The organism is Paenibacillus montaniterrae (assembly GCF_018403185.1).
GTDB lineage: Bacteria > Bacillota > Bacilli > Paenibacillales > Paenibacillaceae > Pristimantibacillus > Pristimantibacillus montaniterrae.
Map to the genome: position 1 here is coordinate 287297 of NZ_BOSE01000008.1, position 23264 is coordinate 310560.

A 23264-nucleotide genomic window follows, 5' to 3' on the forward strand; every position below is an offset into this window, starting at 1 on the left:
CAAACTTAATTTGCTTCCTCAATAACTTTGCGCTCTTCTGGCGTGAGCGTATAATTGGACTGACCCTTTTGAACCGGTTTGCCATACAGATACATGCCTTCTCTGCTGTGAATGCTTGTTAATACGACACCGTCCTTATGATCATTCAATATTGCAAGCGAGAAGCTTAAATCGCTGCCTGCATCTGCAAACGCATTATAGCGATGCAGCGCGACTTTGCTTTTTTGCAATGGCACGCGTTGTTCCAGCGCATCAATTTTCGCCGCTGAGCTGTCTATCGAATCTTGATGCGACTTTTGCTCTTGCTTAATTCCGATAATGACTTGCTCCAAATTTTCTACTCCCGTGCCCTCCATCATGGCATGATACGAGCGTCCAAGTTTTTTTAATCTACGACTCAACGACATGACAGCTGCAGCTTGAATAATGATAATTGCAGAAAGCGCAATAACAATAATTTCAATATTCTCATTGATTACGTGCAACGCGTTTCTCTCCTTTAAGCTTAAATATAGCCTAATATTCTTTTACTTTCTTTAGAGGTGGTTTAAAAATTGGACTTTGATGACGATGATTTTGCTCCGCAGCTTAGTCGACGGCGAAGATGACACGCTACCGAAAGGTTATGCTTCCGAGGCATGTTTCCTGCGGAAACATTGGAGGTGCTCACGTAGTTTTTTCCTACGCTGCGCTCCTCGCCTTTCTAGTATCGGGTCATCTTCTTGGTCCTGAAAGCCGAGCTTTTAACACGCCCTAGTATTGTTCGATAATTTCCTTTACTGCTGCGATAAAACGATCTACTTCCTCTACAGTTGAGCTGTACCCTACACTGGCCCGTACTGCGCCGCGCTCGCTGGTGCCTGCCGCATTATGAGCAGTCGGCGTGCAGTGAAAGCCTGAGCGGACTGCAATATGATAATGCTGATCAAGTATAAAGGCCATCTCGGAAGGATCAATATGAGGTACGTAAAATGAAACAATGCCTGTTCTCGGCTCGCCTAACGCTGGACCTAGACATACTACGCCCTCAATCTCACTGAGACCGCCTAGAAGCCTCTGAGAGAGCTCCCATTCATGCTGATAGATATTCTCTACCCCAACTCGCGCAACGTATTGTACGCCCGCTGCAAGCCCTGCTATGCCCGCTGTGTTTTGCGTGCCTGCTTCATAGCGATCAGGACGGACCAGCGGTTGATGTGGCGCTTCGGATTGACTGCCTGTTCCACCTTGCAGCAACGGCTCAAGCTCAATATGCGGAGCTATGTAAAGCCCGCCTGTCCCCTGTGGACCTAGCAGCCCTTTATGCCCTGGAAATGCCAGCATGTCGATCCCCAGCTGCTCAACATCTATTGGAATAATCCCTACACTTTGCGCGCCATCGACCAGCAGCTTGGCGCCATGCTCATGCACAATCGTGCTAATTTCAGCAATTGGCATAATTGTACCGAGCAAGTTAGAGCTATGGTTAACGATCACAAGCGATGTATTGTGCTGCATGCTGCGCTGCAATTGATCAAGCTTGAATCTGCCGCGCTCATCAGCATCAATGTAAGTCACTTGTACTCCTGTTTGCTCAAGCGCATGTAATGGCCTTCTCACGGAATTATGCTCGACTGAGCTGGCAATGACATGATCCCCTTGCTTGACAAAGCCCTTGATCGCCATATTTAAAGCCATCGTCGTATTGTAAGTAAAGGCAATATCATTAGGATTTTTTATATTCAGCAGCTTGGCGAGCTGCTTTCTTCCGTTGAATAATATTCGACTTGCTCGTACTGCCATTGCATGGCTACCGCGGCCAGGATTGGCGCTGTCATGCTTCATCGCTTCCGTTACCGCTTCAATGACTTCATTTGGCTTGGGCCACGATGTTGCGGCGTGATCCATATAAATATACGTTTCTCTCTCAGACAATTATATCCCCCCTAAACAAAACAATGGCACATCTAAGTTTAATCCTTTCGTAAAAAGATTACAACTTAGATGTGCCATTATTAAAGTCAGTGTTCAAAAAGCTCAGCTTTCAGGACCAAGAAGATGACACGATACTAGAAAGCGAGGAGCGCAGCGTAGGCCATTAGCTACGTGAGCACCGCAACTTTCGGTAGCGTGACATATTCGATGTCGACTACGCTACAACGAATAACATCGTCATCAAAGTTGAACTTTTTGAACTTCCTCTTAAATGGATTTTTTAGTTAACGTTGAAGTAATTCTAATATGCGCTCCAAATCCTGTTTATTGTAATATTCCAGCTCAATTTTCCCTTTATGCTTGGCCTGTTTAATTTTAACTCCCGTCTGAAACTTCTCCCGCAACGTAGTCTCAACACTTTCAATAAATGGATCTCGCTTCTTAGTCGTTTCCTTCTTCTTTTGCACCGTTTTACGCGTTGATAGATTAGTAATTTCATCCTCAAGCTCGCGTACACTCCACTGGCCATCTATACATTGCTGCGCCAGCTCAAGCTGAAGCTTTTCTTCTTTAACTCCAACAATGGCACGTGCATGCCCCATCGACAATGTTCCACGTGAAACATTATCCTTTATCGTTTCAGGCAGGCTTAGTAAGCGCACAAAATTGGCTATATGAGAACGAGACTTTCCTACCTTTAATGACAACTCTTCCTGTGTCAATTTAAACTTGTTGATGAGTGCTTCATAGGCCTGCGCCGTTTCGATCGCATTCAGATCCTCGCGCTGCAGGTTTTCAATCAATGCCATCTCCATAACTTGTGCATCAGACAGCTCTCGCACGACAGCAGGAATGACATCATTGCCGCATAGCTGTGAAGCGCGGAACCGACGTTCGCCTGCTACGATTTCAAAGCCGCGCAGCACTTTGCGCACTATGATCGGCTGAATAACTCCCTGTTGCTTAATTGATTCTGCCAGCTCGCGAATCGTATCATCGTCAAACGTTTTTCTGGGCTGATATGGATTCGGACGTATATCAGAAAGGGGAATGCGGATAACCTCTTCCTCTTTGGTTTCAACTGGAAACAGCGCATCAAGCCCTTTACCTAGAGACCTTTTCAAAAGAAATCACTTCCTTAGCTAGTTCAAGATACACTTCTGCCCCTTTAGACTTGGGATCATACGAGATAATAGCTTGACCGTGTGAAGGAGCTTCACTTAGCCGCACGTTTCGAGGAATAATCGTTTGGTACACCTTCTGCTGAAAGTATTTCTTCACTTCCTCGATGACTTGCAATCCAAGATTCGTTCTTGCATCCAGCATCGTAAGCAGTACACCTTCTATTTGCAATGAGGTATTCAGATGCTTTTGCACCAAGCGAACCGTATTCAGCAATTGACTAAGTCCTTCCAACGCGTAATATTCGCACTGGATCGGAATTAACACGGAGTCAGCAGCAGTAAGCGAGTTAATGGTCAATATGCCTAGGGACGGTGGACAATCGATCATGACATAGTCGTATTGATCCCTCACCAGTGAGATCGCCTTTTTAAGACGCTGCTCACGAGATATCGTAGGTACTAGCTCAATTTCTGCACCTGCAAGCTGAATCGTGGCCGGTATAATATGCAGCCCAGGAATCGCTGTTTCTAATATTGTATCCTTCGGATGCACTTCGTTAATAAGCACATCATAAATACAATTTGAAACATCTCCCTTATTTATGCCAAGGCCGCTTGTCGTATTGCCCTGCGGGTCAATATCAATCAGCAGCACTTTTTTTCCTAACGATGCCAAACAGGCAGACAGATTGACAGAAGTCGTCGTTTTCCCTACACCGCCCTTTTGATTCGCAATCGCAATTACTTTAGACATCTTTCTCACCTCATGTTTACAACTATTGAAGAAATGGCATCGTTGCTCTATATAATGAGACGCATATTAGCCGCTCTTGTTTTGCTAGCCGCAATAGTTTGGACAAATGTACCAAATAAAAACCCGCATATCTTGTCTATTGGGCCAAAAGAGCTTCTTATAGCTCCGCTTATGTAGCGAGTTTCCCAGCAGGATGGCAGCTTGCTTGTCTCTAAGCATTTCGCTCGACGCATTGCTCACCACACAAAAATTTCATGATGCATATATGTTCATAGCTGCTCATTTTTGCAGGCACTGACACGATAATTCCCGTGCTTGCCTCGAACTACTTCAATAAACGTTACGCTTATTTTTTGTTTTTAGGAATTTGAATCACGATCTCGTAATGATCATCATGATCCTCTTCCTTTGTTTGAATTGCCAAGCCAGAGCCAGATACCATTTCAATCGATTGACGAATCGTATTAAGGGCAAGTCGAACATCCTTTGTGAAAGAAATTCTTTTTGCTTTTTTAGGCTTCGTCGCTTCTTTCAAAAAGGCAATGCGCGCTTCTGTCTGTTTCACATTCCATTCGTTCTTTAATATGTCCTCAAGCACCTTGACCTGCTGCTCTTCCTTATCCAGGGACAGCAAAGCACGAGCATGACGCTCCGTAATGCTGCGCTCCATAAGTGCCTGCTTTACTGGCTCTGGCAGCGCCAACAATCTTAATTTATTAGCAATGGTAGATTGGCTTTTGCCTAATCGTTGCGCCAGACTTTCTTGTGTTAGCTGGTGCAGCTCGATAAGACGCTGATAAGCTACCGCTTCCTCCACTGCTGTTAAATTTTCACGCTGCAAGTTTTCGATCAAGGCAATTGAAGCTGTCTGTGCATCATTAAATTCACGTACAATTGCAGGAATCGTTTCGTGTCCAAGCTTGGTAACAGCCCTCCATCTTCGTTCTCCAGCAATAATTTCATATTTGTTGTTGCGCATTCGAACGACTATTGGCTGAATAACGCCATGTGTTCGAATTGTTTGACACAACTCCTCAATACGATCATCATCGAATATGGTTCTAGGTTGAAACGGGCTTGTTACAATTTCACTAAGCGGAATTTGCTTAACTTCCTCATGATTTGTTTTCTGCTCAGCGAATCCGAACAACTTTGAAATATGATCCTTCATATTGACTATAACCACCTAAATGTTGTGATGAATTTAAATTACCAATGTTCAAATGAAATAACCAGGTCTTGCCACAATACTAACTCCGATAAACAACGATCATAGTATAATTCGACTTAGTTTCACGAATATCCTGCTCTTTCAGCAAAATCATATAAGAGGATGTTCAAAAAGCCCAACTTTGATCACAATGTATTCACTAGTTGCTTTGTCGGCGTCGAATATGAGGTTCAGTCAAGCTTTTTGAACACTCACTATAAGAAAACCTCAAACAAGAACTTTACGAAAAAAGAGTGCGTAGCTATATATAGATATATTTTATTGTCGCAGCAAACAAAAAAGCAACTAACTGGTGTTAGTTGCTATTATACCTTGTAAACAACTATAAAGCATAGACTATTCATGTTCCACGTGAAACATTTATTTAACAAGCGGCTGCTTCAATGGCGTTCCAGCCTTGCGCGGATACTTTTTAGGAGTAGCAGCCAGTTTTTCTATACAGACGATATGACGTTCAGACTGCTCATTAGGCAATCGCAGCTCATACTGCTTGCTTACCCTTCCTTTAAGCTCCTTCAAGCTGTAATCGGCCTCCTGCAGCTCCTCAGCAAGGCTGGCGCCCTTCATCCCGGCGAATAGTCCTCCAGGCTTGACAAACGGCAAACAAAATTCGTTCAAAACCGCTAATCGTGCAACTGCACGAGCAGTAACCAACTCGTATGTATCACGATATTGTGCCATGCGCGCTACATCCTCGGCACGGCCGTGCACAGCTTCAACCTGCTCCAGCCCTAGCTCCTCCACCACATGCTTTAGAAAACCAATTCGTTTGTTCAAGGAATCGACAATTAGCACCTGCAGATGCGGAAAAACAATTTTCAACGGAAGGCTGGGGAAGCCAGCCCCCGAGCCAATATCCGCCAAATTGCGCTTTTCCTTCATGTCGACAAAGAACGCTAGTGAAATGGAATCAAAAAAATGCTTCTCATATACCGCATCACGCTCAGTAATACCGGTTAAGTTCATCTTTTCATTCCACTCCACCAGCAGCTCATAATAGCGCTCAAGCTGCGCCAGCTGTTGCTCATTCAAGGCAATTTGATGAACAGCCAGCTGCTCTGTAAACCATTGAATTGTCTGGTCCATCATGATCCTTTCGCAGCCGTTACTCGGTTGTAATGCTCCAAGTAAATAAGCAAAACGGAAATGTCTGCCGGCGTAACGCCGCCAATGCGGCTCGCCTGCCCAATCGAAAGCGGACGAATAAGCTCCAGCTTCTGTCTTGCTTCATTGGCTAATCCTTTAATGTCTTGATAATCAATATCTTCAGGAATACGCTTGCGCTCCATTTTGTTCAAGCGCTCTACCTGCTGCAGCTGCTTTTCAATATAGCCTGCATATTTGATCTGGATTTCTACCTGCTCCTTCATCTCCTCTGTCAGCTCATAAGGCGATGGGAAGTGCTTCTCCAGCATTTCATAGGTTACCTCTGGACGACGCAGCAATAGAATAACGCTGCCGCCTTGGGTCAGCTCAGCAGAGCCCGCTTCATCAAGCAGAGCTTTTACATCAGAAGGCTTGATTTTTGTTTCCTGCAAACGCTGAATTTCCAGCTCGACCAGCTCTTTTTTGCGAAGAAACGCTTGATAGCGCTCCTCAGTAATAAGCCCGATTTCATAGCCTAGCGGCGTTAAACGAAGATCCGCATTGTCATGGCGCAACAGCAAACGATACTCGGCACGAGAGGTCAGCAGGCGGTACGGGTCATTGGTGCCTTTTGTTACCAAATCATCGATCATTACGCCAATATAACCATCCGCGCGACCAATAATGACAGGCTCCTTGCCTTGTACTTTGCGTGCTGCATTAATACCGGCAATGATCCCTTGTCCAGCAGCTTCCTCATAGCCGGATGTTCCATTAATTTGTCCTGCTGTGAACAAGCCTTCGATTTTTTTCGTTTCCAGCGTCGGCCATAGCTGAGTTGGCACGACGGCATCATACTCAATTGCATAGCCGTTCCGCATCATTTGCGCATTTTCCAATCCAGGCACCGAACGAATCATGTCCAGCTGAACATCCTCCGGCATACTGGTAGAAAAGCCTTGCACATAGTACTCTAGCGTATTGCGACCTTCTGGCTCCAGGAAAATTTGGTGCTTTGGCTTGTCGGCAAAGCGAACAATTTTGTCCTCGATCGATGGGCAATAGCGTGGACCAGTTCCCTCAATTGCTCCTGAGAACATCGGTGCGCGATGCAAATTGTCATTAATAATTTTATGGGTAGACTCGGACGTGTAAGTTAACCAGCATGGGATTTGCTCCACGTTCGATTCCTTTGTTTCGTAGGAGAAAAACTTTGGATTTTCATCTCCTGGCTGAATTTCCGTTTTGGAGAAATCAATCGTTTCTCCATTTACCCGCGGCGGCGTGCCTGTTTTAAAGCGAATCAGCTCCAGGCCATTCTCCTTCAAGCAAGCCGCAAGCTTGATCGAAGGCTGCTGATTGTTTGGCCCGCTTTCATACATCAGCTCGCCCATAATAATTTTACCGCGCAAATAGGTGCCCGTTGTAACAACGACCGCTTTAGCATGGTAGCGAGCACCCGTTTGAGAAACCACTCCTACACAGCGTCCATCCTCCATAATTAGCTCATCGACCATTCCTTGACGCAACGTTAAATTAGGCGTAGATTCGATTGTTTTTTTCATTTCGTGCTGATACATAAATTTGTCAGCTTGCGCGCGCAACGCATGCACCGCAGGACCTTTGCCCGTATTCAGCATACGCATTTGAATAAAGGTTTTGTCGATGTTTCGCCCCATTTCTCCGCCAAGCGCATCGATTTCACGCACGACATGACCTTTGGCTGGTCCGCCAATCGACGGATTGCACGGCATAAACGCGACCATATCAAGATTAATCGTCAACAGCAGCGTATCACAGCCCATGCGAGCGGCTGCAAGCGCCGCTTCACAGCCTGCATGACCAGCGCCAACAACGATCACATCATATTGCTTTGCTGTATATCCCATTATTCTTACCTCCTTACTTACCTAAGCAGAATTGCGAGAAAATTTGATCGATCAAGGAGTCTCCCGCTTCGTCTCCTAAAATTTCGCCCAGCGCTTCCCACGCCAGTCGAGCATCAATTTGAATCACATCTATCGGAATGCCCGCATACGTAGCCTCGATGGCATCATGCATCGACTGTTTCGCACGCTTTAACAACGATATATGACGCACATTGCTAACATAGGTCAAATCATTAGCCTCCAGCTTGCCCTCGAAAAACATATCGCTAATTGCCGCTTCCAGCTGATCAAGACCTTCTTGCTGCAACATAGACATTTTAACAATAGATCCGCCATTAAGGAAGGGGATAACTTCATCCAGCTCAAGCTTCGTTGGCAAATCCATCTTATTAACAATGACGATGACAGATCGGCCCTGCAAAGACTTCAGCAGCTCGCGATCCTCCTCCTGCAGCGGCTCATTGTTGTTAAGCACGAACAGGATCAAATCCGCTTCCGTAATCGCATCACGCGAGCGCTCTACACCGATCCGTTCAACAACGTCGCTTGTTTCGCGTATGCCGGCTGTATCAAGCAAGCGCAGCGGAATACCATTCAGCGTTACATACTGTTCAATTACGTCACGCGTCGTCCCTGGAATATCAGTCACGATCGCACGATTTTCCTGGGTCAGCGTATTCATTAACGACGATTTGCCGACATTGGGCCTGCCGACAATTGCTGTTAAAATCCCTTCACGCAATATTTTGCCTTCACTTGCTGTTTTCAGCAAATGATCAATTTCCACGATGGTTTTCTCACACTGCTCGCGGATATATTGACTGGTCATTTCTTCGACATCATGCTCTGGATAATCAATATTGACTTCTATATGCGCCAGCAGCTCGATCACATTTTGCCGCAGTGCTTTAATTTTATTCGATAATACACCTTCGGCCTGCTTGCGGGCAACGGCAAATGCGCGATCCGATTTAGAACGAATAAGGTCAATTACCGCCTCTGCCTGCATCAAATCGATACGTCCATTCAAAAATGCCCGCTTCGTAAATTCTCCGGGCTCGGCTATCCGCACATCCTCCTGCTGCAGCAATATATCCATGACGCGTGCTACTGCAATAACGCCGCCATGCGCATTAATTTCTACAACATCCTCGGCGGTAAAGGAACGCGGTCCCCGCATAAGCGAGACGAGTACCTCTTCCTCTCGCTCATTCGTGTCAGGATTGACAATATGACCGTAGTGTATCGTATGTGAAGCTGCATCACACAGCGACTGCTTCGTTTGGAAAATGCGATCGACTGCCTGGATCGCTTGAGGACCACTGACGCGAATAATCGCGATGCCGCCCTCTCCGACCGCAGTTGCAATAGCCGCGATCGTATCATGCTCTATCATAATTATATTCACCTCTCAAAACGGAAAACAGCAATGACCTCAACTAGTCATTGCTGTACCGCTATTCTATCTACATGTATGGCATTTACAGCTCATTCTCTACTTCAAAGCAATGACAACACGACGATTCGGCTCGTCCCCTTGACTAAAGGTTCGCACCTTCGGATGACTTTGCAATTGAGAATGAATCACTTTGCGCTCATGCGGCATCATCGGCTCCAGCACAATTTCTTTCCTTGTGCGAATTACGCGACCAGCCAAGCGCTCTGATAGCTCCTCCAAGGTCTTGCGTCGACGTTCTCGAAAATTTTCAGCATCTAAAACAATACGGATATGACTGTCCGAATAACGGTTAGCTACAATTGTAACTAAATATTGCAGCGCATCAAGCGTTTGACCACGTCGTCCAATAAGCATGCCCAGATCTCCACTGCATGAAATCGAAAGCTGAAAACCATCTTTCGTTTCCGACCATGCCAATTGAACATCCAGCCCCATCGCTTTAGCGACGTCAATAATAAATCGCTCTGCTTCCTCTTTCGGATCAGGAATCAATTCCAATTCAACCTTGGCATCCTTCGAACCGATCAAGCCTAAAAAACCTTTTGCAGGCTGTTCCACTACGACAACCTTTACGCGATCTTCTGTCACTTGCAATTGCGCTAAACCATTTCGAACCGCATCCTCGATTGTCTTACCTGATGCAACAATTTTCGTCATTTCGCAAGAACCTCCTTCTTATCTTTCCCTTTACGGGCTGGTAGTACATATAGGAAGTAATTTTGAACAATGGTGTAAATGTTACTGAATACCCAATACAATGGAAGTGCCATTGGGAATGACAGTGACATTACAAAAATCATAACAGGGAAAATCGTTAGCAAAATTGACATCATCGGCATTTGCTGCTGCTGAGTAACCTGCATCATTTTCGTTTGAACAAACGTTGTGATAGCAGCCAATAACGGCAAGAAATACCATGGGCTTGTCTCATTTAAAGTCCAGCCAAACAACTCGCTGGAACGCAAATTTTCGTTCCAATAAATCGCATTATACAGCGCAATGAAAATCGGCATCTGCACAATCATTGGCAAACAGCCCGCCAATGGGTTAATATTGTGCACCTGATAAATCTTCATCATTTCTTCCTGCAATTTTTGCGGATTATCCTTGTACTTATTTCTAAGCTCGGTAAGCTGAGGCTGCAGCGCCTGCATTGCCTTGGAGCTGCGATATTGCTTCAACGTCAAAGGCAATATCAACGTACGAACGACAATCGTAAGCAATAAAATGGCAAGGACATAAATGCCACCGAACCAATTTGCAAACGTATCCAATGTTAGAGCGAAATAATACACAACATTACGCTCCCAGAAATTACCTTCCAATAAGTTTTCGGTTGTTTTGGTATGATCCACCTCTGGCATACAACCAGACAGCAAGCTGATCGATAACAGCAGACCAACCACTAGTATCCATTTTCGATTGTTACGAAACAACATGCAATCTCCTCTCTGAGACTAGTACACTTATCTCAAAATAGACTATACCATAAATTATTCCACAAATAAACATCAGCTAACCGCATTGAGATGCGCTCATGCGGCAAGTTTGTGTCCAACACAAAAAGCCCTAGCTTCTGCTTTTCATTGTAGCTGATCTAGGACTCTTAACCTTGCTATCCTTAAGCAAGCCCGCCTTGCGCAGCACATGCTTAATGGAACGCTCCAATTCAGCATAGCTCATCGTGACCGCAGGCTTTCTTACTATTAATATGAAGTCAACGTACGGTACAATTTGTCCCTCCATGTGGCGGACGATTTCCTTCACCAAACGGCGCATACGATTGCGAACGACAGCGTTGCCAATTTTTTTGCTGGCAGAAATGCCGACACGGAATGGCTGTGCACTGGGCTGCTTCGACCAATAGACAACGAATTGACCGTTTGCAAACGATCTTCCCCCTCGATATACACGACTATAATCCTCTCGATTTCGTAGACGTAGCTTTCTGCGCACCGATTCAGTCCCCATTCCATTTCAAAATCACTCTAATAAAAAAAGACCACCGAGTGTGGTCTTTTCAACTATGCGCTAAGCACTTTTCTTCCTTTACGGCGACGAGCTGCCAAAACCTTACGTCCATTTTTACTGCTCATACGTTTACGGAAACCGTGTACTTTAGCACGTTTGCTTACATTCGGCTTAAATGTAGGACCCATTATGCTGCACCTCCTATATGATTCTTATCCAAACGCCAAAATCCATGCTCTTCAATTGCTTATCCCCATCCTCCAGCGGATCAGGGCTGCGATAAGCGAAGCGAATTGCTTTACTTCTATATAAGTCAGGATGCGAGCGCTCAATAGACAAATCAAAAAAACACGCTTTTTTCATTAAACCATGCTGAGGGCAAAAAGTCAATCTAGCGCAGCAGGTAAAAGCTGTACATTTTCCTTCTCTTTATTGCCATATTAGCTGTTGTGGATAACCGGCAAGAGCCAGCCTGCAGCACAGTGGGAATGAAATGTGGATATTTTTATTCACAGCTTAGCGAGTGCTGTCGAAATTTGCACACAATATAAACAATATCTTGTGTTGTAGATAACTTATATGCACAACCTATTGAAATTGTGGATAAAATCATCAATTTCATTGAAATACAAGGGATCTTTTGCTATGATAGAAATGTTTTCGTTGTGGATTATTTGAAATTGCATCCATGTTATTAACACCCTGTGGATAATATTGTGTACAACATCTTGCATATATGAATAACTTTATTTGAGCATATCTGTGTAATGTGGACAACTTCTTCAATAAACGATTATATTTCGACATAACGACACGCAATCATTGCAAATGCATTTTTATGATAAGGAGTGACAGTCTGTGGATAGCCATACTCAAGACTTATGGCAGCAAGTATTGTCCATTATTCAAACCAAGCTTAGCAAGCCAAGCTATGACACCTGGTTCAAAGCGACCAAAGCAAAATTTATTGACGATTCTTTATTGGAAATCATAGCGCCGACAACATTTGCTGCCGAATGGCTAGAAAATAAATATACGAATCTCATTAAATCGACGCTTTATGATTATTTAGGTCGCAATATTAACATTAAGTATTCCATTGGTGAAGCGAAATCAGCTGAACAGTCTGTGGTTTTTCCATCCAAACAGCCTGCCAGTCCAGTGATTGCAGAAGAAGCTCCTTCCAATATGCTCAATCCCAAATATACGTTTGATACGTTTGTCATTGGCACGAACAATCGCTTTGCTCACGCCGCCTCGCTTGCTGTCGCAGAAGCGCCTGCCAAAGCATACAATCCTTTGTTTTTGTACGGTGGTGTAGGGTTAGGAAAAACGCATCTGATGCATGCAATCGGGCACTATATTATCGAGCATAATCCCAATATGCGCGTGCTGTACATTTCATCTGAAAAGTTTACCAATGAATTCATCAATGCGATTCGCGACAGTCAAGGGGAAAGCTTCCGCACCAAATACCGCAACATCGATGTGCTGCTGATCGACGATATTCAATTTATCGCCGGCAAAGAGCAGACCCAGGAGGAATTTTTCCATACCTTCAATGCCCTGCACGAAGAGCGCAAGCAAATCATTATTTCCAGCGATCGCCCGCCAAAGGAAATCCCAACCTTGGAGGAGCGGCTTAGATCCCGCTTTGAATGGGGATTGATTACCGATATTCAGCCACCGGATTTGGAAACAAGGATCGCGATTTTGCGCAAAAAAGCAAAAGCCGAAAATCTTGATATTCCAAACGAGGCCATGAACTATATCGCGAATCAAATCGATACCAACATTCGAGAGCTGGAAGGCGCATTGATTCGAGTTGTCGCCTATTCATCATTAATTAACGCGGACATTACGTCACATTTGGCCGCAGAAGCGCTTAAGGACATCATTCCTTCATCGCGACCGCGCATGATTACGATTAATGACATCCAGATGAAGGTTGGCGAGTTTTATGGCTTGAAGATTGAGGACTTCAAGGCGCGCAAGCGTACAAAGGCCGTAGCCTTTCCGAGGCAAATCGCGATGTATTTGTCACGCGAGCTGACTGATTTTTCATTGCCTAAAATCGGCGAAGCTTTTGGCGGCCGCGACCATACAACCGTTATTCATGCCCATGAAAAAATATCGCAGCTGATCCAAACCGATCAGGAGCTGTACAAAATCATCAACAATATTACGGAAAAAATCAAAAATTAAATGTGAACAACTAAACAAGCCTATGCACACGCTATGCACATGTGGATAGGCTTGTTTTATCCGCTACAACAGGGGTTATCCACATATTCAGTGCCCCTACTGCTACTACTACTAATTTTTTTAAACATCATCTTCATTAAAAGCGAGGAGATCCCGTTGAAATTAACGATAGCGAAAAATGAGCTCAATCAAGCGATTCAAAACGTAGCCAAAGCAATTTCTGCCCGTCCAACGATTCCAATTTTGGGTGGTATAAAGATTGATGTAACCCATCAAAATGTTACGCTAACAGCTAGTGATACTGATATATCTATTCAAAGCTTTATCCCCGTAGAACAAAATGGACAAATTATTGCTGAAATTGATAAGCCAGGCAGTGTCGTGCTTCCTGCCAAATTTGTCGTTGAAATTGTTAAAAAGCTGCCTTCGGATCAGGTCTCTATTGAAGTAAGCCAGCATTTCCAAACACTTATTCAATCAGGTTCTACCGAAATTCAGATGGTCGGACTAGATCCGGAGGATTTCCCTGTGCTGCCAAGCATTGAGCAGGATCAAGTGCTGCAGGTTCCGGGAGAACTAATCAAATCGATGATTCGCCAAACGGTGCTAGCCGCTTCAACAAGTGAGCAAACACCAATTTTGACCGGGGTGCTGTGGAATTTGCAGCAAGGCGAGCTGAAATTTACGGCAACTGACCGTCACAGATTGGCAAGCCGCGTCACCAAAGTCGACACAGACGAGCAATTTCGTTTTAGCAACATCGTAATTGCAGCAAAAACTTTAAATGAGCTGTACAAGCTTATTCCAGATCAGCATGCGCCAATCGACATCGTCGTCACGGATAATCAAGTGCTATTCAAGCTCGATCATATTTTGTTCTATACGCGCATTCTTGATGGCACCTATCCGGATACGTCAAAAATAATTCCGTCCGTTTTCGAAACAGAAATTGTGCTTGATACGAAAAATTTGATGGATGCGATGGATCGCGCTTATTTGATGTCGCGTGAGGAAAAAACTAATATCGTTCGATTGTCGACCATTGACAATGGCTTGATCGAGGTTTCCTCAAGCTCAACTGAGCTGGGCCGAGTAACCGAACAAATCGAGGCGATCGACTATAAAGGTGAGCAGCTGCGCATCGCCTTCAACTCCAAATATATGCTGGACGTGCTCAAGGTCATCGACAGCGAAAAAATTGTCGCCTGCTTTACTGGCGCGATGCGCCCGATTATTATTCGCCCGCTTGACCATGATTATTGCGTCTATGTCATTTTGCCGTACCGGACAACGGGCTAGGAGGAGTCAGCATGAAGCAGATTGAAATATCCACAGCATATATTACGCTCGGCGCTTTTCTGAAGCTGTCCGATTGCGTATCCACAGGTGGACAAGCTAAATTCTTTTTGCAGGAAAATCAGGTGTTGATAAATAATGAGCCTGACCAGCGTCGCGGTCGAAAGCTCTATCCTGGGGATAAAGTTGAGGTAGAAGGATTTGGAGCTTTTACGATCGTCGCTTCATAATGAGACAGTCGTCCAGGAGGGCAAAAGGTGCTACTCAATAGTATAAAGCTGAAAAATTATCGCAATTACGAATCGCTGGAGCTTGAAACGCCGCATATGGTCAATGTGTTTCTTGGCGCCAATGCACAGGGCAAAACCAATTTGCTGGAAGCGATCCTGGTGCTTGCCCTGACCAAATCGCACCGTACCTCCAAGGACAAGGAACTGATTGGCTGGCATAGTGACCAAGCTTTTATAAGCGGCAACGTCGATAAAAAGTATGGCAGGCTCTCGCTCGAGCTGATGTACAGCCATAAAGGTAAAAAAGCAAAGCTGAACGGTCTGGAGCAGCGCAAGCTTAGCGACTATGTAGGTGGCTTGAATGTCGTAATGTTTGCGCCCGAGGATCTTGAAATTGTTAAAGGAACGCCAGGGGTACGACGCCGATTTCTTGATATGGAAATCGGCCAAGTGCAGCCTGGCTATCTTCATTGGCTGCAGCAATATCATAAGGTGCTGCAGCAGCGCAATAATGTGCTGAAGCATGGATATCAGGCAACAGATAAGGCGATGCTTGAAGTATGGAATATGCAATTAGCCCAATTCGGTGTTAAAATAATGATGAAAAGGAAACACTTCATAGATAAGCTGCAAATTTATGCCAAGCAAATTCATGCCGGCATAACGAACGGAGCTGAAGAGCTGCGGCTTGCTTACCGTCCATCGTTTGAATGCGAGGCTTTGCAAGATGAAGCTATGTTATTTGATCAATTTATGGTAAAGTTAACACAGGTAAGCGATCAGGAATTCCGCCGCGGGATAAGCCTTGTCGGGCCTCATCGTGACGATATTTTGTTTTATATTAACGATAAGGAAGCGCAAGTGTTTGGCTCGCAGGGGCAGCAGCGCACAACTGCGCTGTCTATTAAGCTTGCCGAGCTGGAGCTGATTCATGAGGAGATTGGCGAATATCCTATTCTATTACTGGATGATGTGCTGTCTGAGCTTGACCGCAACCGTCAAACTCAACTGATTGAAACCTTCCAGAGCAAGGTTCAAACCTTCATTACGACGACTGGGCTTGAAAGTGTTGATATGGAACGGCTCGATCATGCAGGCATCTACTATGTCAAGGAAGGTAAGGTCAGCTTATCTCCGGATTGAGGTGAACATATGTATATCCATGTTGGTGGCGAGAAAATAGTACGAACATCGGAGATCGTTGCGATTTTTGACATCACGATAGAAAGCTCTTCTAAGCTATCAAAGTCATTTATGACGGGCGCGCAAAAGCGCAAGCAAATTGAGGATATCGGCGAGGAAGAAGCAAAAAGTATAGTTGTCACAACAAATAAAGTCATTTACTCACCTATTTCATCGTCTACGTTGAAGAAAAGAGCTCATCATTTTGCAGCTTTGTAGCAGATGAACTATATTTGAGATGGATAAGCAGTTGAGAGGAGCAGTGAACGTGCATGTCTTTGGAACAACACACGTATGATGAGAGCCAGATACAGGTACTGGAGGGACTCGAAGCGGTCCGCAAACGCCCAGGTATGTATATCGGTTCAACGAGCGGAAAGGGGTTGCATCATCTTGTATGGGAGGTCGTCGATAACAGTATCGATGAGGCGTTGGCAGGCTTCTGCACGAAAATTGACGTTATCATTCACCAGGACAATAGTATAACTGTTGTTGACAATGGACGCGGTATTCCTGTAGGGATGAATGCCAAGCTGCAAAAATCCACGCTTGAAGTCGTACTAACGGTGCTGCACGCAGGCGGGAAATTCGGTGGTGAAGGCTATAAGGTGTCTGGCGGTCTTCATGGTGTCGGGATTTCTGTTGTAAACGCGCTGTCGGAGCATGTAAAAGTTCAAGTCAAACTTCACGGTCAGCTTCATCAACAAGAATATTCGCGCGGTGTGCCGCAATATGACGTTAAAGTTGTAGGTGAAACGGAAGAGACCGGTACAACGGTTACCTTTAAGCCGGATCCTGAAATTTTTACCGAAACTACCGAGTTTGACTATGAAACGCTGCAAACTCGCATTCGCGAGCTGGCGTTTTTGAATAAAGGCATTATGCTGACGCTTAAGGACGAGCGCAGCGACCAATATGAGGAGTTTCACTATGAAGGCGGGATTAACGAGTTTGTTAAATATTTAAGCCGCCATCGTGAAGTATTGCATGAGGAGCCGATCTATGTAGAGGGGATTCGCGACAATATTCAGGTTGAAATTTCATTGCAATACAACTCAAGTTACTCCGAATATATTTACTCTTTCGCCAACAATATTCATACGCATGAAGGTGGTACGCATGAATCAGGCTTTAAGTCTGCTTTAACACGCATTATTAACGACTATGCGCGAAAAATGAATATGCTGAAAGAGAATGATTCCAACTTTACGGGAGATGATGTGCGGGAAGGCTTGACCGCCATTATTTCCGTTAAAATACCAGAGCCGCAATTCGAAGGCCAGACGAAAACGAAGCTTGGCAACAGCGAAGTGCGCGGTATAGTAGAATCGCTGTTTTCAGAGAAATTCCAGGAATTTCTCAATGAAAATCCAAGCGTATCGAAAAAAATTATCGATAAAGGCTTGCAGGCTGCCAGAGCGCGCGAGGCTGCGAAAAAAGCACGTGAGCTGACACGCCGCAAGAGCGTGCTCGAGGTCGGCTCACTACCGGGCAAGCTGGCTGACTGCTCGTCCAAGGATGCATCGATAAGCGAGCTGTATATCGTTGAGGGTGACTCTGCCGGCGGTTCTGCCAAGCAAGGCCGCGATCGTCATTTCCAGGCGATTTTGCCGCTGCGCGGTAAAATTTTGAACGTAGAGAAAGCTCGTCTTGACCGGATTCTTGGCAACGCTGAAATTCGCGCCATTATTACGGCGCTGGGCACGGGAATCGGCGATGATTTTGAGATAGAAAAAGCAAGGTATCACAAAATTATTATTATGACCGATGCCGACGTCGACGGAGCGCATATTCGTACGCTGCTGCTTACATTCTTCTATCGCTATATGCGCCAAATTATTGAAGCGGGCTTTGTTTATATCGCTCAGCCGCCTCTTTTCAAAATCGAGCGCAACAAGGTTGTGCGCTATGCGCTGACTGAAAAAGAGCGAGATGCGATTATTGAAGAGATGGGCGAAGGCTCGAAAATCAACATTCAGCGCTATAAAGGCTTGGGAGAAATGGACGCTACGCAGCTTTGGGAAACAACAATGGATCCTGATAGCCGCACGATGCTGCAGGTTACGATTGAAGATGCGATGGAAGCCGATACGATTTTTGATACGCTAATGGGCGATAGTGTTGAGCCGCGTAGAGACTTTATTCAGAAGTATGCCAAGTATGTAACCAATCTTGATTTCTAAAATGATAGACTGTAAAAGGATGTTCAAAAATTCCAGCTTTTATGAACATTCACTGTATAAAGATGCTAACTTCGTATGGTAGAAAATACGAAATTAGCATCTTTTTTATCGGATATCGGAATTTTACAGCAAGACACTTCAACCAATGAATGGTATAATAAAGCTTGGTATTCGAAATCACGAATGCCTTGATTTATGTGATCATAGTCGAAAGTATGCGTCATCCTTATGTCAGCTTCGGTTTGCCCAAGGGCATAATTGGAGATTATAAAGCTATAGGGAATATGACGTCAGGGAGGTAAAGCATGGCCGAGGAACAAAGAATGTCAATTGTGAATCGTGATATAGGGACGGAGATGCGCGATTCGTTTATGGATTATGCGATGAGTATAATCGTAAGCCGCGCGTTACCAGATGTTCGAGATGGGCTTAAGCCCGTTCATCGCCGTATTCTATATGCGATGTCAGACTTAGGCATGTCGCCGGATAAACCTTATAAGAAATCAGCAAGAATCGTAGGTGAAGTTATCGGTAAGTATCACCCTCATGGTGACTCTGCCGTATATGAATCTATGGTTCGTATGGCGCAAGATTTTTCAATGCGCTATATGCTCGTTGATGGACATGGTAACTTTGGATCTGTTGATGGTGACATGGCAGCGGCCATGCGTTATACAGAAGCAAGATTATCGAAGATCGCAATGGAATTGTTGCGCGACATCAATAAAGAAACAATTGACTTTACAGATAACTACGATGGTGAAGAAAAGGAACCTGTTGTTCTTCCTTCCAGATTCCCTAACCTGCTCGTTAACGGAGTAACGGGAATTGCAGTAGGGATGGCAACGAATATTCCGCCGCATAATTTATGCGAGGTCGTTGAAGGGGCGCAGGCGCTCATCCGCAATCCGGAATTAACTTCACTTGAATTGATGGATTATATTAAAGGGCCTGACTTCCCGACAGCAGGCTATCTTATGGGCAGAGCTGGCATTAAGCAGGCTTATTTGACGGGGCGCGGCTCTGTAACGATGCGAGCGCGTGCCGAAATCGAAGAGCACAACGGCAAGGCGCGCATTATCGTAACAGAATTGCCGTATCAAGTTATTAAAGCTCGCTTGATTGAAAAGATTGCCGAGCTTGTGCGCGAGAAAAAGCTCGAGGGCATTACAGATTTGCGCGATGAGTCCGACCGTACAGGAATGCGGATCGTGATCGAGCTGCGCCGCGATGTAAATCCTAGCGTTGTGCTTAACAATTTGTACAAGCATACGCAGCTGCAGTCGAATTTTGGCATCAATATGCTGGCGCTTGTTAATGGCGAACCGAAAACGTTGAATCTGCATGACATGCTTTATCATTATTTGCAGCATCAGATCGAAGTTATTCGCCGTCGTACGCAATTTGAATTGAAAAAAGCAGAGGCGCGCGCTCATATTTTGGAAGGCTTGCGCATAGCATTAGATCATTTAGACGAAGTAATTACACTCATTCGCTCCTCGCAAACAGCGGACGAAGCGCGCGAAGGCTTGATCAATCGCTTTAAGCTGTCGTATGAACAAGCACAAGCGATTCTCGATATGCGCTTGCAGCGTCTGACTGGCTTGGAACGCGACAAGATCGAAGCTGAATACGAAGAGCTTCAGCGTAAAATTGCTGAGTATAAAGCGATTTTGGCAGATGAGCAGCTAGTGCTGGAAATCATCCATGAAGAGCTGGAGGAGATTAAGCAGCGCTTCGGCGATGAACGACGCACTGAGATTACAGCAAGCGATGAGGAAATTCTTGATGAGGATTTGATACCGCGCGAGGACGTATTAATTTCGATTACGCATTCTGGTTACATTAAGCGTCTCCCGGTAACGACTTATCGCAGCCAGAAGCGGGGCGGACGCGGCGTAGTTGGTATGGATACGAAGGAAAACGACTTTGTTGAGCATCTGTTCGTGACTAACTCTCACCACTTCCTTCTGTTCTTTACGAACAAAGGCAAGGTGTATAAGCTCAAAGCGTATGAAATTCCTGAGCTAAGCCGTACTGCTCGCGGTACACCGATTATTAACCTGATTCAAATTGAACAAGGCGAAACCATCAATGCCGTTATTCCGGTTGAGGAATTCAACGACGAGCAATTTTTGTTCTTTGCCACCAAGCAAGGCGTTGTCAAGAAAACGCCGCTTAGCGAATATGTCAATATCCGCAAGGTCGGCTTGATCGCCATTTCATTGCGTGAGGATGATGATTTGGTTGGCGTTAAGCTAACGGATGGCAATCAGGAAATTATGCTTGGTACCAGCTACGGTATGTCGATTCGTTTCTCTGAGCATGATGTGCGTTCAATGGGCCGCTCGGCAACAGGGGTAAAAGGCATCCAGCTTGTCAACGAGGACAAAGTTATAGATATGGACGTCGTCGTGCCGGATCGCGAGGTGCTTGTTGTAACGGCTAATGGCTACGGAAAACGTACGCCTGAAAGCGAATATCGACCGCAAAACCGCGGTGGGATAGGCATTAAAACCATTAATCAGACCGAGGAGCGGGGATTGGTTGTAGCGCTTAAGCTTGTTGATGCCCAAGAGGATTTGATGATTATGACGGCATCAGGCACATTGATCCGCATGAGCATGGAAGACATTAAATCAATGAAACGCGATACAATGGGCGTGAAGCTAATTAATACGCGTGATGATGATATTGTATCGACTGTTACACGCGTCGATAAAAATGAAGAGGAAGCTTCATCGGAAGAAAGCCTGGATGAAGCGGAGTCTGCAGACCAAGAACAAGAATAACTATTGTCAGGCAGTATCGTTGGCGGGCGCCTTCGATACTGCCTTGCCATGCATACTAAACTAGAAGGGAAGAGGACTTATGGTTTTTGTCAAAGTTGATCAGCTTAAGCCAGGTGAAAAATTACTTGATGACGTCCTCACTCCACTAGGAAACACGCTGTTATTGAAGGATAAAGTGATAACAGAACGTGATTTAGACATTCTGGCTGCCTTTATGGTTCAAAAAGTAGAGATCGTAGGCACTGCTGAGCAAAAAGCGAAAAAAGATGATGATCACGCTAAGCCGATTGCCAAACAAGAGCAACCTGTTGTCACCTTTAACAGCGAATATGAGAAAATGGTGGAGATGCTGAGACAGCTATCCCATCTCGTGCTTGCCAGTCAGCCACTGCCGCTAATGGATATTCGCAAGCAGCTTGGCAATATTTTTAATCATATTGGCGAATATAATCTTATTACGTTTGCCCCTTCATTTCAGAGCAATCAGGATTATTTGTTTCATAAAAGCGTCGTTACGTCGTTAACCTCGTATTTGTTGGCACAATGGGTCGGTTTGCCGCAGAAGGACTGGATGCAGGTCGCGTTAGCCGGCTTGCTGATGGATGTTGGCAATTTTAAAATAGATCCTGTCATTTTAAATAAGCCGGACAAATTGTCGGAAGAAGAACTTCAACTAATGAAAAGACATACATACTACGGCTACCAAATTCTGCGTCCTATTACGGCTTTAAATGAAGGAGTCAAGCTGGCTGCACTGCAGCATCATGAGCGAGTTGATGGATCAGGCTATCCAAGCCATCTGGATGGAAACAGCCTTCACCCCTATTCCAAAATTGTTGCGATTGCCGACATTTATCATGCGATGACCTTAAATAAGGTGTATCGCAAGCCGATCTCTCCTTATTTAGTTCTCGAGCAAATCCAAAGTGATGCGTTCGGCAAGCTGGAACCGATGTATGTCAGAATATTTATTGAGAAAGTTGCCAACTTTAATACAGGAACAAAGGTTAAACTGAGCGACGGCAGAATTGGTGAAATTGTATTTTTTGAACGGGACCATCCAACACGGCCATGGATCTCCATTCACAATACAATTGTCAATTTGACCGTTGAGCGCAGCTTGCACATTATAGAAGTTATCCAATCTTAAATAAGAACCTCATCATTAGGTAGAGCGGAGCAGCGCGGCTAAATGATGAGGTTTATTCATTGATTATCGGGAGGTGCTTGTGTGAGCGTTCAGTTGCGAGGACATCATCTACTATGCTTATTGGGCTTTCGTGGCATGGGGTACTCTCCTGCTTTCGCCGAAAATATGGCGCAGGTATATGAGCGGCTTCGCGCCGAGCCCGCCACCAAGGTTCGTATCGTACGCGGTCCTGATGCGCTATGTGTGTGCTATCCCGAAAATGATACAAGCCACTGCGATGCGCCGAATGTACATGAGCGTGACGATGAAGTGCTGCAACGTCTTGGTCTTCAGCATGGAGATGAAGCCGCGTGGCAAGACATACTGACGAGAATTGGCGTGGAGATGCGAAAAAAAGACATTCGGAAACTGTGTGCCACTTGCCCCTGGCTGCCATATGGCTTATGCGAGGCTGGTGTCGCCCGGATCAAAGCAGGTGAAGAGATGCCTCCGCTGCCCGTGAACGCATAGCCTGCCTATCTGGGCTCGTTAGAGCTTCGTTTATACAAAATGTACCTTATTATACTGGTATACTGGTGACTATGGAGATAAATATTAGCACAACGGGCAGCAGCTAAAAAAAATCGACATATTTTTTTATAAAAGCCTTGCAATCTACCTATCGAATATGTTATATTATTTCTTGTCGCCGCGAGAGATTGCTGGTGACGAGGGAAAAGAAATTGATCCTTGAAAACTGAACAACGAGTAAGAACTGCCATCAATGTTGCCGCCCCGTCGGTCAACATTGATAAAAGC

At 45.1% G+C, this 23264-nt stretch carries 21 protein-coding genes; 9 read left to right on the forward strand and 12 right to left on the reverse strand.

The annotated features are described in order from the left end of the window. Positions 1-5: 5 nt before the first annotated feature. The 12 genes from KJS52_RS20230 to rpmH all read right to left on the reverse strand — a co-directional run bounded on the left by KJS52_RS20230 (position 6) and on the right by rpmH (position 11616). Positions 6-485, reverse strand: a complete 480-nt coding sequence (locus tag KJS52_RS20230; RefSeq protein ID WP_213518834.1) for a DUF4446 family protein — start codon at positions 483-485, stop codon at positions 6-8. Positions 486-753: 268 nt separating this feature from the next. Next, a complete protein-coding gene (locus KJS52_RS20235) occupies positions 754-1887 on the reverse strand; it encodes an aminotransferase class V-fold PLP-dependent enzyme (RefSeq protein ID WP_213518920.1) in 1134 nt (377 codons plus the stop codon). Positions 1888-2198: 311 nt separating this feature from the next. Beyond that, positions 2199-3038: a ParB/RepB/Spo0J family partition protein gene (locus tag KJS52_RS20240; protein WP_213518835.1), complete on the reverse strand. Its 840-nt coding sequence runs from the start codon at positions 3036-3038 to the stop codon at positions 2199-2201. Then, positions 3019-3792: a ParA family protein gene (locus KJS52_RS20245; RefSeq protein WP_213518842.1), complete on the reverse strand. Its 774-nt coding sequence runs from the start codon at positions 3790-3792 to the stop codon at positions 3019-3021. Before KJS52_RS20245 ends, KJS52_RS20240 begins: the two co-directional genes overlap by 20 nt. 346 nt (positions 3793-4138) lie before the next feature. After that, positions 4139-4963 carry a nucleoid occlusion protein gene (gene noc / locus KJS52_RS20250; protein WP_213518844.1) on the reverse strand — a complete coding sequence of 275 codons (825 nt, stop codon included), beginning with the start codon at positions 4961-4963 and terminating at the stop codon, positions 4139-4141. A gap of 420 nt (positions 4964-5383) precedes the next feature. Beyond that, positions 5384-6109, reverse strand: coding sequence for a 16S rRNA (guanine(527)-N(7))-methyltransferase RsmG (gene rsmG, locus KJS52_RS20255; protein ID WP_213518846.1), 726 nt, complete (start codon positions 6107-6109; stop codon positions 5384-5386). Then, entirely contained in the window at positions 6109-7998 is a 1890-nt protein-coding gene (gene mnmG, locus KJS52_RS20260; RefSeq protein ID WP_213518848.1) for a tRNA uridine-5-carboxymethylaminomethyl(34) synthesis enzyme MnmG, read from the reverse strand. Before mnmG ends, rsmG begins: the two co-directional genes overlap by 1 nt. A gap of 13 nt (positions 7999-8011) precedes the next feature. After that, positions 8012-9391, reverse strand: coding sequence for a tRNA uridine-5-carboxymethylaminomethyl(34) synthesis GTPase MnmE (gene mnmE / locus KJS52_RS20265; protein WP_213518922.1), 1380 nt, complete (start codon positions 9389-9391; stop codon positions 8012-8014). A 102-nt stretch (positions 9392-9493) separates the two neighbouring features. Next, positions 9494-10114 (reverse strand): RNA-binding cell elongation regulator Jag/EloR, encoded by a 621-nt coding sequence (gene jag / locus KJS52_RS20270; RefSeq protein ID WP_213518850.1) that lies wholly within the window; start codon positions 10112-10114, stop codon positions 9494-9496. Beyond that, complete coding sequence (locus tag KJS52_RS20275; RefSeq protein WP_213518851.1) at positions 10111-10896, reverse strand: YidC/Oxa1 family membrane protein insertase; 786 nt, start codon at positions 10894-10896, stop codon at positions 10111-10113. Before KJS52_RS20275 ends, jag begins: the two co-directional genes overlap by 4 nt. A 130-nt stretch (positions 10897-11026) precedes the next feature. Then, positions 11027-11413 (reverse strand): ribonuclease P protein component, encoded by a 387-nt coding sequence (rnpA, locus tag KJS52_RS20280; protein WP_213518853.1) that lies wholly within the window; start codon positions 11411-11413, stop codon positions 11027-11029. A gap of 68 nt (positions 11414-11481) precedes the next feature. Continuing rightward, complete coding sequence (gene rpmH / locus KJS52_RS20285; protein WP_213518855.1) at positions 11482-11616, reverse strand: 50S ribosomal protein L34; 135 nt, start codon at positions 11614-11616, stop codon at positions 11482-11484. 670 nt (positions 11617-12286) lie between these two features. Here rpmH and dnaA point away from each other — a divergent pair. The 9 genes from dnaA (at position 12287) to KJS52_RS20330 (ending at position 22976) form a co-directional block, all read left to right on the forward strand. After that, positions 12287-13633 carry a chromosomal replication initiator protein DnaA gene (gene dnaA, locus KJS52_RS20290; RefSeq protein ID WP_213518857.1) on the forward strand — a complete coding sequence of 449 codons (1347 nt, stop codon included), beginning with the start codon at positions 12287-12289 and terminating at the stop codon, positions 13631-13633. Positions 13634-13789: 156 nt separating this feature from the next. Then, positions 13790-14932, forward strand: coding sequence for a DNA polymerase III subunit beta (gene dnaN / locus KJS52_RS20295; protein WP_213518859.1), 1143 nt, complete (start codon positions 13790-13792; stop codon positions 14930-14932). 11 nt (positions 14933-14943) lie between these two features. Beyond that, a complete protein-coding gene (yaaA, locus tag KJS52_RS20300; RefSeq protein ID WP_213518861.1) occupies positions 14944-15159 on the forward strand; it encodes a S4 domain-containing protein YaaA in 216 nt (71 codons plus the stop codon). A gap of 27 nt (positions 15160-15186) precedes the next feature. Next, a complete protein-coding gene (recF, locus tag KJS52_RS20305; RefSeq protein ID WP_213518862.1) occupies positions 15187-16302 on the forward strand; it encodes a DNA replication/repair protein RecF in 1116 nt (371 codons plus the stop codon). 9 nt (positions 16303-16311) lie between these two features. Further along, positions 16312-16560 (forward strand): extracellular matrix regulator RemB, encoded by a 249-nt coding sequence (remB, locus tag KJS52_RS20310; protein ID WP_213518864.1) that lies wholly within the window; start codon positions 16312-16314, stop codon positions 16558-16560. Between the two features lie 53 nt (positions 16561-16613). Continuing rightward, on the forward strand, positions 16614-18524 hold the full coding sequence (gene gyrB / locus KJS52_RS20315) for a DNA topoisomerase (ATP-hydrolyzing) subunit B (protein ID WP_213518866.1): 1911 nt from the start codon (positions 16614-16616) through the stop codon (positions 18522-18524). A 305-nt stretch (positions 18525-18829) separates the two neighbouring features. Continuing rightward, positions 18830-21316, forward strand: coding sequence for a DNA gyrase subunit A (gene gyrA, locus KJS52_RS20320; RefSeq protein ID WP_213518868.1), 2487 nt, complete (start codon positions 18830-18832; stop codon positions 21314-21316). A gap of 79 nt (positions 21317-21395) precedes the next feature. Beyond that, positions 21396-22466 (forward strand): HD-GYP domain-containing protein, encoded by a 1071-nt coding sequence (locus tag KJS52_RS20325; protein WP_213518869.1) that lies wholly within the window; start codon positions 21396-21398, stop codon positions 22464-22466. Between the two features lie 81 nt (positions 22467-22547). Continuing rightward, positions 22548-22976 (forward strand): DUF1284 domain-containing protein, encoded by a 429-nt coding sequence (locus KJS52_RS20330; protein WP_246563799.1) that lies wholly within the window; start codon positions 22548-22550, stop codon positions 22974-22976. The last annotated feature ends 288 nt before the right edge of the window (positions 22977-23264 follow it).